The following is a 13,245-nucleotide window of genomic DNA, read 5'->3' as shown; positions in this document are numbered from 1 at the left end:
AGGCGCCGTGGCGCTGCCGCTCGTCGGACATTGCAGGATCGCGTGATAACAACAACCGGAGAAACACCACATGAACAACACGAAACTCTTCAAGGCAACGCTGATCAAGGGCGCCGTGGCGGGAGCATGCGGGCTGTCCACCCTGGCGCTGGCGGTATCCGCGCAGGCCGAGACGCTGAACATCGTCTCCTGGGGCGGAGCCTACAGCATGAGCCAACAGAAGGCCTATAACGAGCCGTGGATGGAAAAATCCGGCGACGAGATCGTCAACATCGACCGCAGCGGCAACGCCCTGGCCGGGCTGCGCGCCCAGTCGCAGGCGGGCAACGTGACCTGGGACCTGGTCGACATGCTGCCGGCGGACGCCCTGATCGCCTGCGCCGAGGGGCTGATCGAACCGCTCGACCACGATGCGCTGCTGGCCGACGCGCCCGACGGCACGCCGCCCAGCGAAGACTTCATCGAGGATTCGCTGGACGAGTGTTTCGTGCCCTCGATCGTCTATTCCAACATCGTCGCCTTCAATACCGAGATGTTCCCCGAAGACAAGCAGCCGAGCACCATCGCCGACGTCTTCGATCTCGAGAACTACCCGGGCAAGCGCACGCTGATGCGCAAGCCGATCAACAATCTCGAGTGGGCCCTGGTCGCCGACGGGGTGGCGCCGGAAGACGTCTACGATGTGCTCGAGACCGAAGAGGGCGTGGCACGGGCATTCGCCAAGCTCGACACCATCAAGGATCAGGTGATCTGGTGGGAAGAGGGCGCCCAGCCGCCGCAACTGCTGGCCGATCAGGAAGTCGCCTTCGGTTCGGCGTACAACGGCCGGATATTCAACGCCGCGGCCAACGAGGATCAGCCGTTCGAGATCATCTGGGACGCCCAGGTGTTCGAGCTCGATGGCTGGGTGGTGCCCACCGGCAAGCTCGACAAGGTCAAGGACTACCTGTACTTCGCCACCGATACTCAGCGGCTGGCCGACCAGGCCAAGTACATCTCCTATGGCCCGGCGCGCAAATCGTCGGCCAAGATGGTGACCACCCTGGCCGGCACCGATATCGAGATGAAGCCGCACATGCCCACCTACGGCCCCAACTTCGCGACAGCCATCCCCAAGGACAACGAGTTCTGGGCCGACAACAACGACGAACTGACCCAGCGCTTCAACGCCTGGCTGGCCCAGTAAGTCCCGCCACGCCACCCCAGCCGGGGTGGCGTGTCTCGTTGGTAGGCTCGAATCCTTTCCGGAGAGGCCCGCGTGTCCGAATCTCCCACCGCTCCCCTTAAGACCGCCGACGGCGTATCGCTGAAGACCAGCCTGCGTCGTGCCGTGCGGCGCTCGAAACTCAAGGCGCTGCTGCTGGTGTCGCCGCTACTGGCGTTTTTGCTGATCGCCTTCCTCATGCCGCTGTTCGACATGCTGTGGCGCAGCGTCGACAACCCCGAAGTCTCCACCGCCCTGCCGCAGACCAGCCAGGCGCTGGCCGACTGGGATGGCGCGTCGCTGCCCGACGAGCCGGTCTTCGCCGCGCTGGCCGCCGACCTCGAGGCAGGCGCCGAGGCGCGCAACCTGGGCCTGGTATCGAGTCGTCTCAACTACGAGAAATCCGGCATGCGTTCGGCGATCATGGGTACCGCGCGGCGTGTCGACACGCTCGAGGCGCCCTACAAGACCGCCTTGATCGACATCAACGACGACTGGGGCGAACTCGCGACCTGGCGAGTGATCAAGCGCGAGTCGTCGCCCTACACCTTGTCCTACTACCTGGCGGCCGTCGACCGTCAGTACTCCCCCGACGGCGAGATCGTCGCGGTACCCGATTACATGCAGGTCTACGTGACGCTGTTCTGGCGAACCTTCTGGATGAGCGCGGTGATCATGGTGATGACCCTGGTGCTCGGTTACCCGGTCGCCTTCCTGCTCGCCAACCTGCCGCTGCGCCACTCCAACCTGCTGATGATCCTGGTGCTGCTGCCGTTCTGGACGTCGTTGCTGGTGCGCACCACAACCTGGATCGCCATCCTGCAGTCGCAGGGGGTGCTCAACGACATGATGGTGGCGCTGGGCATCATCGCCGACGAGGCGCGATGGCAGATGATCCACAACAAGCTGGGCACGATCGTCGCCATGACCCATATTCTGCTGCCGTTCATGATCCTGCCGCTGTACTCGGTGATGAAGACCATCCCGCCGAGCTACATGCATGCCGCACGGTCGCTGGGCGGCAAGCCCTTCCTGTGTTTTCGGCGGGTGTATTTCCCGTTGACGATCCCCGGTATCGCCGCCGGCGGGATTCTGGTGTTCATCCTGTCGATCGGCTACTACATCACCCCGGCGCTGGTCGGCGGGCAGTCGGGGCGTTTCATCACCAACTACATCGCCTACCACATGCAGACCTCGCTCAACTGGGGGCTGGCGGCGGCGATAGCCTCGATCCTGCTGTTCGTCGTGGTGGTCTGCTACCTGGTCTTCAATCGCCTTATCGGCGTCGACAAAGTCAAACTGGGGTGACGCAATGGCACTTCCATCCTACGCCACGCGTGGCGAACGCATCTGGCATTACATCTTTCTGGGGCTGTGCGGGTTGGTCTTTCTGTTCCTGATCGGTCCGCTGTTGATAATCATCCCCCTGTCGTTCAATACCGAACCCTATTTCACCTTCACCAAGGCGATGCTGCAGCTGGATCCGGAGGGCTATTCGCTGCGCTGGTATCAGGACTTCTTCACCTCCAGCGAGTGGCTCAACTCGATCAAGAACAGCTTCATCGTCGGCATCGCCGCGACGTTTCTGGCCACGGTACTCGGCACGATCGCCGCGCTGGGCCTGTCCAGCCGGCACATGCCGGCGCGTGGCGCGGTGATGGCACTGCTGATCTCGCCGATGATCGTGCCGCTGATCATCTCGGCGGCGGCGATGTTCTTCTTCTTCTCCAAGATCCATCTGGCGCAGACCTACCTGGGGGTGATCCTCGCGCACACCGCCCTGGGCATCCCCTTCGTGGTGATCACGGTGACCGCGACGCTGTCGAGCTTCGACACCACCCTGATCCGAGCCGCCCACAGCCTGGGCGCCAATCCTACCCGGACCTTCTTCAAGGTGGTCCTGCCGCTGGTGACGCCGGGCGTGGTGTCGGGGGCGCTGTTCGCCTTCATCACCTCGTTCGACGAGGTGGTGGTGGTGCTGTTCATCGCCGGCCCCGAGCAGCGCACCATGCCGATACAGATGTGGTCGGGGATCCGCGAGCAGATCAGCCCGACCATCCTCGCGGTGGCGACGATGCTGGTGCTGCTGTCGATGCTGCTGCTGACCACGCTGGAGTTGCTGCGCCGGCGCAGCGAGCGGCTGCGCGGCATGACGCCGGGGTAGCGATGCGCTCGGGCCCTGCCGGCATGTGCCGGGCCCGCCGTCTTCAAGCGCCGTACTGGGCCATGAAGCGCCGGTCGAGGCGCCGCTTGAGCTTCAGCGCCAGGCGTCCTTTCCACCACCAGCGGTCCCAGAGTGCCAGGCCGCGCCCGTCGCCGAGGTTGAGTACCGACAGGTAGCGCCGCTGGGGCCGGTAGTCGCGCAGCGGCTCGCCCGCGAGCCAGGCGCAGAGGTTGTCGAGCAGCACCGGGGCCTGGCGTACGCCGAACACACCGAGCTTGGGGTAGGGGGCCTGCCGCAGCCAGGCGCAGTCGCCGACGGCGAAGATGCGCGAATCGTCGGGACTGTGCAACGCCGGGGTAATGGTCAGGCCCTGCCGCGAGTCGCAGCTCAGGCCCAGCTCGCCGGTGAGTTCCGGGGCGACCAGACCGTTGGCGAGCACGACATGCTCGACGTTCAGGCGCATGCCGTCGTCGAGGCGCAGCTCGCCGTCCTGATGGCCCACGACCGAGACTGCCAGCTCGAGCCTCACCCCGCGCCGTTCCAGGCGTCGCTCGATCCAGGCACTGGCAGCGCGCGGCGCGCTGGACAACAGTCGCTCGCTGGCGCTGACCAGGGTGATGTGCGGTGTGCGGCCATAGCGTGCATGGAGCGCCACCAGGTTGGCGGCCAGCTCGACCCCGGTGGGCCCGCCGCCGATGACGGCCAGACGCGGTGCCTCGGCGTCGCCGGCGAGTGCCGTTTCCAGATGCTGGCGCAGTCGCCACAGGTTCGAGATGGGTTTTGCCGGCCAGACATTGTCGGCGCTCGACAGGCCGAAGATCGGCGAAGGGTCGACGCGACTGCCCAGGTTCAGCGACAACAGGTCGTAGGCGAGCGGCGGCGAGTCGGCAAGCTGCACCAGGCGTTGGTGGCGGTCGATGGCGATTACCCGGTCGGCGACGCATTCGCCGCCCTGGGCTTCGATCAACGCGGCCGGATCGAGCCGGTCCTGGCCGGCCTGGTAGTCGCCGCCGAGCATGCCGGTGGCCATCCCCGAATACCAGAACGACCCGGGTGAGACCAGCGTCACGTGCGCGCCGCGCGCGATCAGGCGCCGGGCATGGGCGGCGACGTGCAAGTGGGCATGCCCGGCCCCCACCAGCACGACATTCGCGGTTTCCGTCATCGTCATCCCCGCCAGACAAGAGGCCCTAGTCTAATGCCCCCGGGCGCGAGTTGGCAGTGGCTGGCCGGGTCGGCCTCGCTGCCGTTAGAGCCCTAACGGCCTTGAAATGCCCGGCGGCTGGCCTAAGGTTCTGGATACGTTGCCGGCCCCGCTGGCCGGCAAATGCTCCAGCTGACCAGGCAAGGAGGCTACGCATGGCCCAGTCAAGCATCATTCCGCGCATCGGTTTCGGTACCTATCGTCTCAAGGACCAGCAGGTCATCGATTCGGTCAAGTCGGCCCTCGAGCTCGGCTATCGGCATATCGATACCGCTCAGGTCTACGACAACGAGCAGCCGGTCGGCGAGGGCATCAGGCAGAGCGGCGTGCCCCGCGACGAGATATTCCTGACCACCAAGGTGTGGTGGGATCGCTTTCGCCATGACGATCTGATCGCCAGTCTCGAGGAGAGCTGTCGCAAGCTCGGCGTCGACCGGCTCGACCTGGCGTTGATCCATTGGCCTTCGCCCGACGACGAAGTGCCCATGGCGGAATATATCGGCGCGCTCGACGCGGCGCGCGAGAAGGGGCTTACCCGACACATCGGTGTCTCGAACTTCACCATGGCGCATCTCGACGAGGCCGTATCGGTGCCGGGCGGCGAGCATCTGATCACCAACCAGATCGAGGTTCATCCCTTTCTGGCCAATCGCAGGCTGGTCGCGCACAGCCAGGCCAGGGGGCTTGAAGTCACCGGCTACATGCCGCTCGCCGTCGGCAAGGTGATGAACGAGCCGGTTCTGCAGCAGATCGCCGACGATCATGATGCCACGCCGGCCCAGATCGCGCTGGCCTGGGTCGCGGCGCAGGGCATCGCTGTCATTCCCTCGTCCACCAAGCCCGAGCATCAACGAGCCAACCTGGCGGCGCTCGAACTGACCCTGAGCGAAGACGACATGGCGCGTATCGAGCATCTGGACGTGGGCGAGCGGATCGCCAACCCGGACTTCGCGCCCCGGTGGGACACTTGAGCGGGCGTCGATGATGGGCCAGCGGGCCCCTGGGCCATCGCCGGATGATGTCCGGTGGCGCGCCTGCGGCCGATGAGCGAGTCCGGTGGAAGGCGCGTCAGCTCTGACCGGTTGAAGTCCGCAAGCCAGGTCCCCGGGCATGCGCCCGCGGGGGTCGTTGTCCGGCAGGGGATCCGCATGTCGATCGTCACGGTGGTACGGGCCGCCCGTCCCGACTTCCTGGTATTGGCACCGCTTTGCATACTGCTGGGGGTGAGCATTGCCGCTCGTCAGCCGGTCGCCCTCGACCCCCTGGAGGTGGCGCTGGTGCTGATCGGCGGGCTACTGGCCCATGCGGTCGTCAATCTGCTCAACGAGTACGAGGATTTTCGCTCGGGTCTCGATGCAATCACGCAGCGGACCCCCTTTTCCGGTGGCAGCGGCGCACTGCCCGCAAGCCCCTCGGCGGCGACCGGCGTGCTGATCACGGCCCTGGTCATGCTGGCCACCGTCTTGGTGATTGGCGTCTACTTCCTCTGGCTGCGTGGCTGGCCGATGCTGATTCCCGGCCTGGGGGGCTTGATCCTCATGGTGGCCTACACGCGCTGGCTCACCCGCTCGCCCCTGGCGTGCCTGCTGGCGCCGGGATTGGGCTTCGGTCCCGGCATGGTGCTGGGCTCGCTGGTCGCGCTGGGTGGCCATGTCGACGGGATGGCGCTGCTGGGCTCGGGGGTCGCGCTGCTGTTGGTCAGTGAACTGTTGCTGATCAACCAGTTTCCCGACGTGGAGGCCGACCGACGCATCGGTCGTCGTCATCTGCCCATCGTGCTGGGCCTGCCGCGTGCCTCGCTGTGGGTCGCGGTGCTGCTGCTGGGGGCCTATGCGATGATCGCGATGGGTCGGGCAGCCCAACTGTTGCCGGCGGGAGCCTGGCTGGCCTGGCTCACGCTTCCCGCCGCGCTATGGGTGGCTCTGCGTCTGCCACGAGCGCTGGACGACCGCCGGGCCCTGATGCGCGTGATGGGCGTCAATGTCGCGACGTTGCTGGCGACGCTCGCGCTGTTGTCGGCCGGCTTCTTTCTTGCACTTCGTTAGTCTGGCCGTGCGGCGGGAGATCGATAGCGCGCCTTTCGCATGCCAGAATGCGTCCCCCCTCAACCCGCATCGCAAGGACACCCGCAAGGAGCTCAAGTGGCCGCGACTCTGCCTCGACGACTCTGGCAACAGACCTGGCCCATGGCGCTGGGGGTGTTGTCGCTGCTCGGCTTTCAACTGGTCGACAGCGCCTTCATCGCCCGGTTGGGTACCGCGCCGCTGGCTGCGCAGTCGTTCACCTTTCCCTTGTCGTTTCTGATCATTGGCGTGCAGGTGGGGCTGGGCATCGCCATCGCCGCACTGATCTCGCGCGCGCTGGGTGCCGAAGAGCGCTCCCGGGCAAGACGGCTGGGCAGTCTGGTGCTGCTGGGCGGCGGCGCGGTCATCGCGCTGTTGGCGTTGGCGCTGTTGATCGTTCAGGAGCCGTTGTTTCGTCTGCTCGGCGCCAGGGCGGAGCTGCTGCCGCTGATCCGCAGCTACTGGGCGCCTCAGCTGCTGGCCGCCTGGCTGGGGGCGGCGCTGTATTTCGGCTACAGCCTGTTCCGTGCCCATGGCGATACCCGCCTGCCCGGCAAGTTGATGGTGATCACCAGTCTGCTCAACCTGGTACTCGACCCGCTGTTGATCTTCGGCGTCGGCGGTTGGCCGGGGCTGGGTCTGCCCGGCGCGGCCTGGGCCACGACACTGGCCTTCGGTGCCGGCCTGGTGATCCTGGGCCGCCGCCTGGGACGTACCGACTGGCTCGCGAGCGAGGGGCTGGTCGCGGAGGCCGGCCGCTCCGTGGGGCCCTTCACGGCGATTGCCGGGCCGGCCATGATCAGCCAGTTGATGCCGCCGCTGGCGGCGATGCTGGCAACGGCGATCGTCGCCTCGCTGGGCGAAACCAGCGTGGCCGCCTGGGGCATGGCGAGCCGCCTGGAAACCGTCTCGCTGATGGTGGTGCTGGCGTTGACCATGTCGTTGCCACCCTGGTTGGGGCGTTGTTACGGCGCCGGCGATTGGCAGCAGATTCGCCGCCTGACGACGCTGGCCTTCAAGGTGGCCGTGTGCTGGCAACTGGCGCTGGGCTGTGCGTTGGCGTTGCTCGCCCCCTGGGTGGCGAGCGTGCTCTCGGGCAACCCCGAGGTGCGGGGAGAGTTGAGCCTGTTGATACGCGGCCTGCTGCCGAGCTATGCGCTACTCGGATTGTGCATGCTGGTGGTCTCGGCTTCGAATGCGCTGGGCTGGCCGCTGCGAGCCATGCTGCTCTCCTGTGCGCGGCTGTTCGTCTGCTATCTGCCGTGTCTATGGCTGGGCACCCAATGGGGCGGTATCGCCGGGACGGCGCTGGGTGCGGCCAGCGGCAACGTTCTGGCCGGCGGGCTGGCCTATCTGTCGTTCCGGCGCTCAATCGGCGATCGCGGCAAGATCGTCCAGTGATATCGACTCAAATTCAGTGATTTTATTTGCGATATTTCCATATGTCAGTCGTTATTCGAATATTGCTTATCTTAAAAGAATGAAATACGAAATAATCGTCTAGGCGATGTTCGATAGACTCCCGTTTTCACGCTCAAGCGCACAGGCGCGACTCGGGGGAACAATGAAAATACTGGTCATGGGCTGCGGCGTGGTCGGGGTCACCAGCGCTTACTACCTGGCCCGGCAAGGCCACGAGGTGACGGTCGTCGATCGCCAGGCGTCGCCGGCGATGGAGACCAGCTATGCCAACGCCGGGCAGGTGTCGTTCGGATTCTCGTCGCCCTGGGCGGCCCCGGGCATTCCGGGCAAGCATGGTGGTGCGCGATGTGTTCCCCGAGGGCGGCGATGCCGAGCGTGGCGAGTTCTGGACCGGGCTACGCCCGATGACCCCGGACTCGACGCCGATCATCGGCGCCACCCGCTACGCCAACCTGTGGCTCAACACCGGGCACGGCACGCTGGGCTGGACGATGAGCTGCGGCAGTGCCCATCTGCTCGCCGACCTGATGAGCGGTCGTTCGCCGGCGATCGACCCGCATGGGCTGGACATTCGCCGTTATGCGGCGGCCTAGCCAGCGCTTGAATTTTTCGGGTCATGAAGCCAGCGAGGCGCCCCAGTAGGGCGCCTCGTCGATTTTGCATGGCGTTCGGGGTTATGGCGTCTTGGGTAGCTGACGCTTGTGCGCGGTGCGCCTGTAAGTAGCGGTGATGGTCGTGCGCGCTTGTTCGTCAATCGACTCACCGGTCAGGAAGGCATCGATCTGCCGATAACTCACGCCCAGCGCATCCTCGTCGGAGAGCTGTGGCTTGAGGGATTCCAGATCCGCCGTGGGTGCTTTCTCGATGAGCTGGCCCGGCGCCTCCAGGGCGCGTCCGAGCTGGCGCACCTGCTCCTTGGTCAGCCCGGTCAACGGGGCGAGATCGCAGGCACCGTCGCCATATTTGGTGAAGAAGCCCATCAGCGCTTCCGCGGCCTGGTCGGTGCCCACCACCAATCCGCGCCTGGCACCGGCCACGGCGTATTGCGCGATCATTCGCTGGCGTGCCTTGATGTTGCCCAGCACGAAGTCGCGGTGGCCGGCGTCGTCGAACGCCAGCCCGCCCCGTTCGAGCGCGTCCAGCATGGCATCGCTGGCCGGCTTGACGTCGGTGGTCAGAGTCTCGTCGGGGGCGATGAAGCGAATGGCGCTCTGCGCCTCGTCCTCGTCCTTCTGGGTTCCGTAGGGCAGGCGCATGGCGTAGAAGCGCGCCTCGGCGCCCTGCTCGCGAGCCCTCTCGACGGCCAGTTGCGACAAGCGTCCGGCGACGGTGGAATCGACGCCGCCGCTGATGCCCAGCACCAGTGCCCGTTGCCCGGTTTCATGCAGCTGGTCGCAAAGAAAGTCGACACGTCGGTCGATTTCCCGCCGGGGGTCGATCTCGGCCCGTACCTCGAGCGCCGCGGCGATGCGTTGCTGGTTATCATCCAGATTCGGCTTGGTCATGGTTGCCTCCTTGCTTTGTGGCAGGTGCCCTTGGGGCGCCTTTGGCGAACGCAAGCCCGGTCACGCCGGGGGGGCCTTGCCCGCGCGCACGGCGCGGTGATGCGCGGGGATGCGTTCGAGGGCGTGATGCGCGGCGGCCAGACGGACCTGGTCGCGGTCGCCCGAGAAACGCCGGGTCGCGGTGAAGAGATAGACCTTGCCTTCATGGCGAAAGGCCCAGGCGAAACAGACCGTGCCCACCGGGATGCCATCGTGCGATTCGGGGCCGGCGATGCCGGTATTGGCGACCGCCACGTCGGCGTTGTTGTTGTCGAGCGCGCCCAGCGCCATGGCGCGCGAGGTCGCTTCGCTGGTCAGGCCGTGCCGTTCGATCAGTTCGAAGCTGACGCCGAGATAGCGATTCTTGGCCTCTGGCGAATAGACCGCCAGGCCGCAATCGACCGACTGGCCGTTGCCCGGGATGCGGGTGAGTTCGGAGACGATCAGCCCGGCCGTGCAGGATTCCGCCGTGGCCATCTTGAGTTCATGGTCGATCAAGTAGCGGCTGACACTTTCGAGCCATTCCATTGCCCTTACCTCCTTCGTCTCGTAGCGAAGCGCCTGCGCGAGCGAGGCGCTCCAGAAACCTCTTCCTGAGCCTGGCAGCGTAGGGTGTCGGGGGAGGGTACGTATCTAACCTGTGCTAACGAACGCATCTAGTGACGAGTGTAGCCAAGCTCGTTGCGCCGGCGGCCCGGAACCAGCCCGATGGTGTCACGTGCACAGCGGGTGGAGCGTGGTCGAACGTCGATCAGCGCAGCGGCCTGTTGCGAAAGGGCGCAATGGCGGTGTCGTCTCCGTCGAGTGCCGCACGCAGGGCCAGCGCCGAGCCCGGGGCGAGGGTCCAGCCGAGCGCACCCTGGCCTGCGTTGACCCACAAGCCCTCGATGCCTGTGGGGCCGAGCCGCGGGCGCCCGTCCGGCGTGGCTGGGCGCAGGCCGGTCCAGGCCTCGGCGGCATCGATGCGTTCGGCCAATGCCGGCAGGAACTCGCGCGCCCGGCGCTTGAGCAGAGCGACTCGCGAGTCGCGCGGCCGTGCCTGCCAGCCGTCGAGATCGGCGATCCCGGCGATGCGCAGCCGGCGTCGCTCGCCCTGGCCGAGGCGGGCATAGACTACCTTGTAGGCGACATCGGTGACGCTGGCCTCGGGCGCCGGATCTTCGACGCCCAGCGGCAGCGTCAGGCTGTAGCCCTTGAGCGGGTAGAGTGGCAACCGGATGCCCGACGTGGCCAGCAGACGACGACTGGCAAGGCCGGCGGCCACGATCAACGTCTCGCCCGGGTCCTGTGCATGGCGCTCGCCCCGGTCGTCGTGCCAGGCGATGAGCCGGCCATGGCGAGTTTCCAGGCGTTCGACGCGACGCTTCACGAAAGCGACGCCCTGGTCGGCGAGGTGGCCGGCGACGGCCTCGCAGAAGCGCCGGCAGTCGCCGAGCGCTTCGCCGGGCGTCCACAGCGCGCCGGCGAGCTGGTCGCGCAAATGCTCGAGTGTCGGCTCGCGTTCGAGCAGGGCGTCACGCTCGATGAGTCGCTGGTCGATGCCCCGCTGGCGCTGGAAGTCGGCCTGCCGGCCGGCTTTCGCCAGAGCCTCGGCGTCCCGGTGGACCAACAGCTTGCCGTTGGCCCGCCAGTCGAAGTCGAGCCCGAGGCGCGTGCGCCAGTCGTCGAGCTGTGGCCTGCCCAGCGCGGCCAGTTCGAGCAGTGCCGCGGTGGTGGCGCGGACGCGTCGATGCGTGCAGGCGCGCAGGAACTTGAGCCCCCAGCCGGGCAGGGCGGGGTCGGGGCGAGGCATCCAGCGGATCGGGCTGTCCGAGCCGAGCAGCCAGCCGGGCAACTTGGGCAGTACCGCAGGGTCGGCGAGCGGGGCGACGAATGCCCACGAGAGTTGCGCCCCGTTGGCGGCGCTGGTGCCGCTGCCGGGCGCGGCCGGGTCGACGATTAGGACCGGGTAGCCGGCTTCATGCAGCGCCAGCGCGGTGGTAAGCCCGGTGACGCCGGCACCGACGACGGTGACGGGGGCTCGGCTCATGGATCGCTTCCCTGAACGGCAAACGCCCGGGCGGGCCCGGGCGTCGATGGACGAGTGCGCTACGTGGCACGTTACTTGACGACGGCGGCGATCGCCTTGGCGACATAGGGCAGGTTCTCGCTGGCCAGCCCGGCAACGTTGGCGCGCCCCGAACGGACCATGTAGATGCCGTACTCGTCGCGCAGTCGATCGACATGCTCGGGCTGGAGACCGGTATACGAGAACATTCCACGCTGCTCGGCGACGTGGGCGAACCGTTCGTCGAGTCCGTAGGGCGCGAGCGAATCGACGAACTCGCGACGCAATCCGTTGATGCGATTGCGCATCTCGGTCAGTTCCTCGCGCCACACGGCGGCCAGCTCGGCGGATTCGAGGATCTCGTAGACGATCGAGCCGCCATGCGCCGGCGGGTTGGAGTAGTTCTCGCGGGCGACGATGGCCAGCTGCGAGCGGACGTTCTGCATCTGCTCGTGGTTCCTGGCGATGGCGATCAAACAGCCGGTACGCTCGCGGTAGATGCCGAAGTTCTTCGAGCAGGAACTGGTGATCAGCACCTCGTCGAGGTTCTCGGCCATCAGCCGGGCACCGTAGGCGTCCTCGTCGAGGCCGTCGCCGAAGCCCTGGTAGGCGAAGTCGACCAGCGGCAGCAGGCTGCGTTCGCGCACCGTTTCCAGAACCTGCTGCCACTGCTCGCGGCTCAGGTCGAAGCCCGACGGGTTGTGGCAGCAGGCGTGCAGCACGACCACGTCGCCATGGGGAATCTGCTTGAGGGCACTCAGCATGCCGTCGAAGTCGAGACGGTTGTCGGCGTCGACGTAGGGGTACTTGTGCAGCTCGATGCCGGCGGCTTGGAAGATCCCCAGGTGATTGGGCCAGGTCGGATCCGACACCCAGATGCCCTTGCCGGGCAGGTTGGTCTTGATGAAGTCGGCGGCCAGGCGCAGCGCCCCGGTGCCGCCCGGCGACTGGGTGGCGCTGGCGCGGTCGGCGTCGAGCACCGGCGATTCGGCGCCGAGCACCAGCGGCAGCACCACCCTGGCGTAGCGCGGATCGCCGTGCGAGCCGATGTAGCTCTTGGTGGTCTCGTTCTTCAGCAGCAGCGCCTCGGCCTCCTTGACCGCGCGCATGATCGGGGTCACGCCCTGGGCATCACGGTAGACGCCGACACCCAGGTCGACCTTCTGCGGATTGGGGTCCTTGTTGAAGGCCTCGATCAGCCCGAGGATGGCGTCCCCGGGTACCCGCTCAATCTGCTCGAACATTGGACTCTGCTACCTCGTCGGTTCTGGCGGCCAGAATGAAGTCGTTCTTGTGCAGACCCTTGATCGCATGGGACCACCAGGTCACGGTGACCTTGCCCCATTCGGTGAGCAGCGCCGGGTGATGGCCGGCTTCCTCGGCCAGCTCACCGATACGGTTGGTGAACGCCAGGGCCTGCTTGAAGTTGCGGAACGTGAAAGGACGTTCCAGTTGCATGATGCCATCGCGCTCGACGATCTGCCAGTCGGGGATGGCGGCCTTGAAGCGCTCGATCTCGCTGTCGGTGACGCGCGGCGCGTCGAAGCTGCAGGCTTCGCACTGTTGTTGGGAGAGTTCGTTCATTGCGGCTCCTCTT

The 13,245-nt window shown here is 66.4% G+C and carries 13 protein-coding genes and 1 pseudogene; 8 read left to right on the top strand and 6 right to left on the bottom strand.

Going from position 1 to position 13,245, the window contains the following annotated elements:
* Positions 1-70 precede the first annotated feature (70 nt).
* The 3 genes from HR9077_RS12225 (at position 71) to HR9077_RS12215 (ending at position 3,368) form a co-directional block, all read left to right on the top strand.
* Positions 71-1,186 carry an extracellular solute-binding protein gene (locus tag HR9077_RS12225; protein ID WP_136067260.1) on the top strand — a complete coding sequence of 372 codons (1,116 nt, stop codon included), beginning with the start codon at positions 71-73 and terminating at the stop codon, positions 1,184-1,186.
* 72 nt (positions 1,187-1,258) lie between these two features.
* Complete coding sequence (locus tag HR9077_RS12220; protein WP_136067259.1) at positions 1,259-2,512, top strand: ABC transporter permease; 1,254 nt, start codon at positions 1,259-1,261, stop codon at positions 2,510-2,512.
* Positions 2,513-2,516: 4 nt separating this feature from the next.
* Entirely contained in the window at positions 2,517-3,368 is an 852-nt protein-coding gene (locus tag HR9077_RS12215) for an ABC transporter permease (RefSeq protein ID WP_136067258.1), read from the top strand.
* Between the two features lie 43 nt (positions 3,369-3,411).
* On the opposite strand, the gene HR9077_RS12210 is transcribed toward HR9077_RS12215, so the two are convergent.
* Entirely contained in the window at positions 3,412-4,533 is a 1,122-nt protein-coding gene (locus HR9077_RS12210; RefSeq protein ID WP_168380940.1) for an NAD(P)/FAD-dependent oxidoreductase, read from the bottom strand.
* Positions 4,534-4,727: 194 nt separating this feature from the next.
* Here HR9077_RS12210 and dkgB point away from each other — a divergent pair, with 194 nt between their 5' ends.
* The 5 genes and pseudogenes from dkgB to HR9077_RS22160 all read left to right on the top strand — a co-directional run bounded on the left by dkgB (position 4,728) and on the right by HR9077_RS22160 (position 8,650).
* On the top strand, positions 4,728-5,543 hold the full coding sequence (dkgB, locus tag HR9077_RS12205; RefSeq protein ID WP_136067256.1) for a 2,5-didehydrogluconate reductase DkgB: 816 nt from the start codon (positions 4,728-4,730) through the stop codon (positions 5,541-5,543).
* 177 nt (positions 5,544-5,720) lie between these two features.
* The gene (locus HR9077_RS12200; RefSeq protein WP_136067255.1) at positions 5,721-6,617 is read left to right on the top strand and encodes a prenyltransferase; all 897 of its coding nucleotides are present in this window, start codon (positions 5,721-5,723) and stop codon (positions 6,615-6,617) included.
* Positions 6,618-6,758: 141 nt separating this feature from the next.
* Entirely contained in the window at positions 6,759-8,036 is a 1,278-nt protein-coding gene (locus HR9077_RS12195; protein WP_244613183.1) for an MATE family efflux transporter, read from the top strand.
* A gap of 163 nt (positions 8,037-8,199) precedes the next feature.
* A pseudogene (locus HR9077_RS22475) lies at positions 8,200-8,502 on the top strand (FAD-dependent oxidoreductase); the annotation flags it as partial.
* A complete protein-coding gene (locus HR9077_RS22160) occupies positions 8,390-8,650 on the top strand; it encodes an FAD-dependent oxidoreductase (RefSeq protein WP_280178433.1) in 261 nt (86 codons plus the stop codon). The pseudogene HR9077_RS22475 and the gene HR9077_RS22160, both read left to right, overlap by 113 nt.
* Before the next feature lie 81 nt (positions 8,651-8,731).
* Here the strand turns inward: HR9077_RS22160 and nadE are convergent, their stop codons facing one another.
* From nadE to HR9077_RS12165, 5 genes are all read right to left on the bottom strand, one after another.
* A complete protein-coding gene (gene nadE, locus HR9077_RS12185) occupies positions 8,732-9,562 on the bottom strand; it encodes an ammonia-dependent NAD(+) synthetase (RefSeq protein ID WP_136067253.1) in 831 nt (276 codons plus the stop codon).
* 60 nt (positions 9,563-9,622) lie between these two features.
* Entirely contained in the window at positions 9,623-10,129 is a 507-nt protein-coding gene (locus HR9077_RS12180; protein WP_136067252.1) for a CinA family protein, read from the bottom strand.
* 223 nt (positions 10,130-10,352) lie between these two features.
* Positions 10,353-11,630 carry an FAD-dependent oxidoreductase gene (locus HR9077_RS12175; protein WP_136067251.1) on the bottom strand — a complete coding sequence of 426 codons (1,278 nt, stop codon included), beginning with the start codon at positions 11,628-11,630 and terminating at the stop codon, positions 10,353-10,355.
* Between the two features lie 71 nt (positions 11,631-11,701).
* Complete coding sequence (locus HR9077_RS12170; protein WP_136067250.1) at positions 11,702-12,892, bottom strand: amino acid aminotransferase; 1,191 nt, start codon at positions 12,890-12,892, stop codon at positions 11,702-11,704.
* A complete protein-coding gene (locus HR9077_RS12165; RefSeq protein WP_136067249.1) occupies positions 12,876-13,232 on the bottom strand; it encodes a 4a-hydroxytetrahydrobiopterin dehydratase in 357 nt (118 codons plus the stop codon). Before HR9077_RS12165 ends, HR9077_RS12170 begins: the two co-directional genes overlap by 17 nt.
* Positions 13,233-13,245: the final 13 nt, after the last annotated feature.

Source organism: Modicisalibacter radicis (assembly GCF_900961225.1).
Classification (GTDB): Bacteria; Pseudomonadota; Gammaproteobacteria; order Pseudomonadales; family Halomonadaceae; genus Modicisalibacter.
The sequence above is the reverse complement of the archived record's forward strand: the minus strand, read 5'-3'. Positions and strand labels throughout refer to the sequence as shown.

What these genes read in the sequence shown, in the direction of transcription:
- HR9077_RS12225 (WP_136067260.1), top strand. Translation starts at nt 71, where the DNA reads ATGAACAACACGAAACTCTTCAAGGCAACGCTGATCAAGGGCGCCGTG.
- HR9077_RS12215 (WP_136067258.1), top strand. Translation starts at nt 2,517, where the DNA reads ATGGCACTTCCATCCTACGCCACGCGTGGCGAACGCATCTGGCATTAC.
- HR9077_RS12210 (WP_168380940.1), bottom strand. Translation starts at nt 4,533, where the DNA reads ATGACGGAAACCGCGAATGTCGTGCTGGTGGGGGCCGGGCATGCCCAC.
- dkgB (WP_136067256.1), top strand. Translation starts at nt 4,728, where the DNA reads ATGGCCCAGTCAAGCATCATTCCGCGCATCGGTTTCGGTACCTATCGT.
- HR9077_RS12200 (WP_136067255.1), top strand. Translation starts at nt 5,721, where the DNA reads ATGTCGATCGTCACGGTGGTACGGGCCGCCCGTCCCGACTTCCTGGTA.
- HR9077_RS12195 (WP_244613183.1), top strand. Translation starts at nt 6,759, where the DNA reads ATGGCGCTGGGGGTGTTGTCGCTGCTCGGCTTTCAACTGGTCGACAGC.
- HR9077_RS22160 (WP_280178433.1), top strand. Translation starts at nt 8,390, where the DNA reads ATGGTGGTGCGCGATGTGTTCCCCGAGGGCGGCGATGCCGAGCGTGGC.
- nadE (WP_136067253.1), bottom strand. Translation starts at nt 9,562, where the DNA reads ATGACCAAGCCGAATCTGGATGATAACCAGCAACGCATCGCCGCGGCG.
- HR9077_RS12180 (WP_136067252.1), bottom strand. Translation starts at nt 10,129, where the DNA reads ATGGAATGGCTCGAAAGTGTCAGCCGCTACTTGATCGACCATGAACTC.
- HR9077_RS12175 (WP_136067251.1), bottom strand. Translation starts at nt 11,630, where the DNA reads ATGAGCCGAGCCCCCGTCACCGTCGTCGGTGCCGGCGTCACCGGGCTT.
- HR9077_RS12170 (WP_136067250.1), bottom strand. Translation starts at nt 12,892, where the DNA reads ATGTTCGAGCAGATTGAGCGGGTACCCGGGGACGCCATCCTCGGGCTG.
- HR9077_RS12165 (WP_136067249.1), bottom strand. Translation starts at nt 13,232, where the DNA reads ATGAACGAACTCTCCCAACAACAGTGCGAAGCCTGCAGCTTCGACGCG.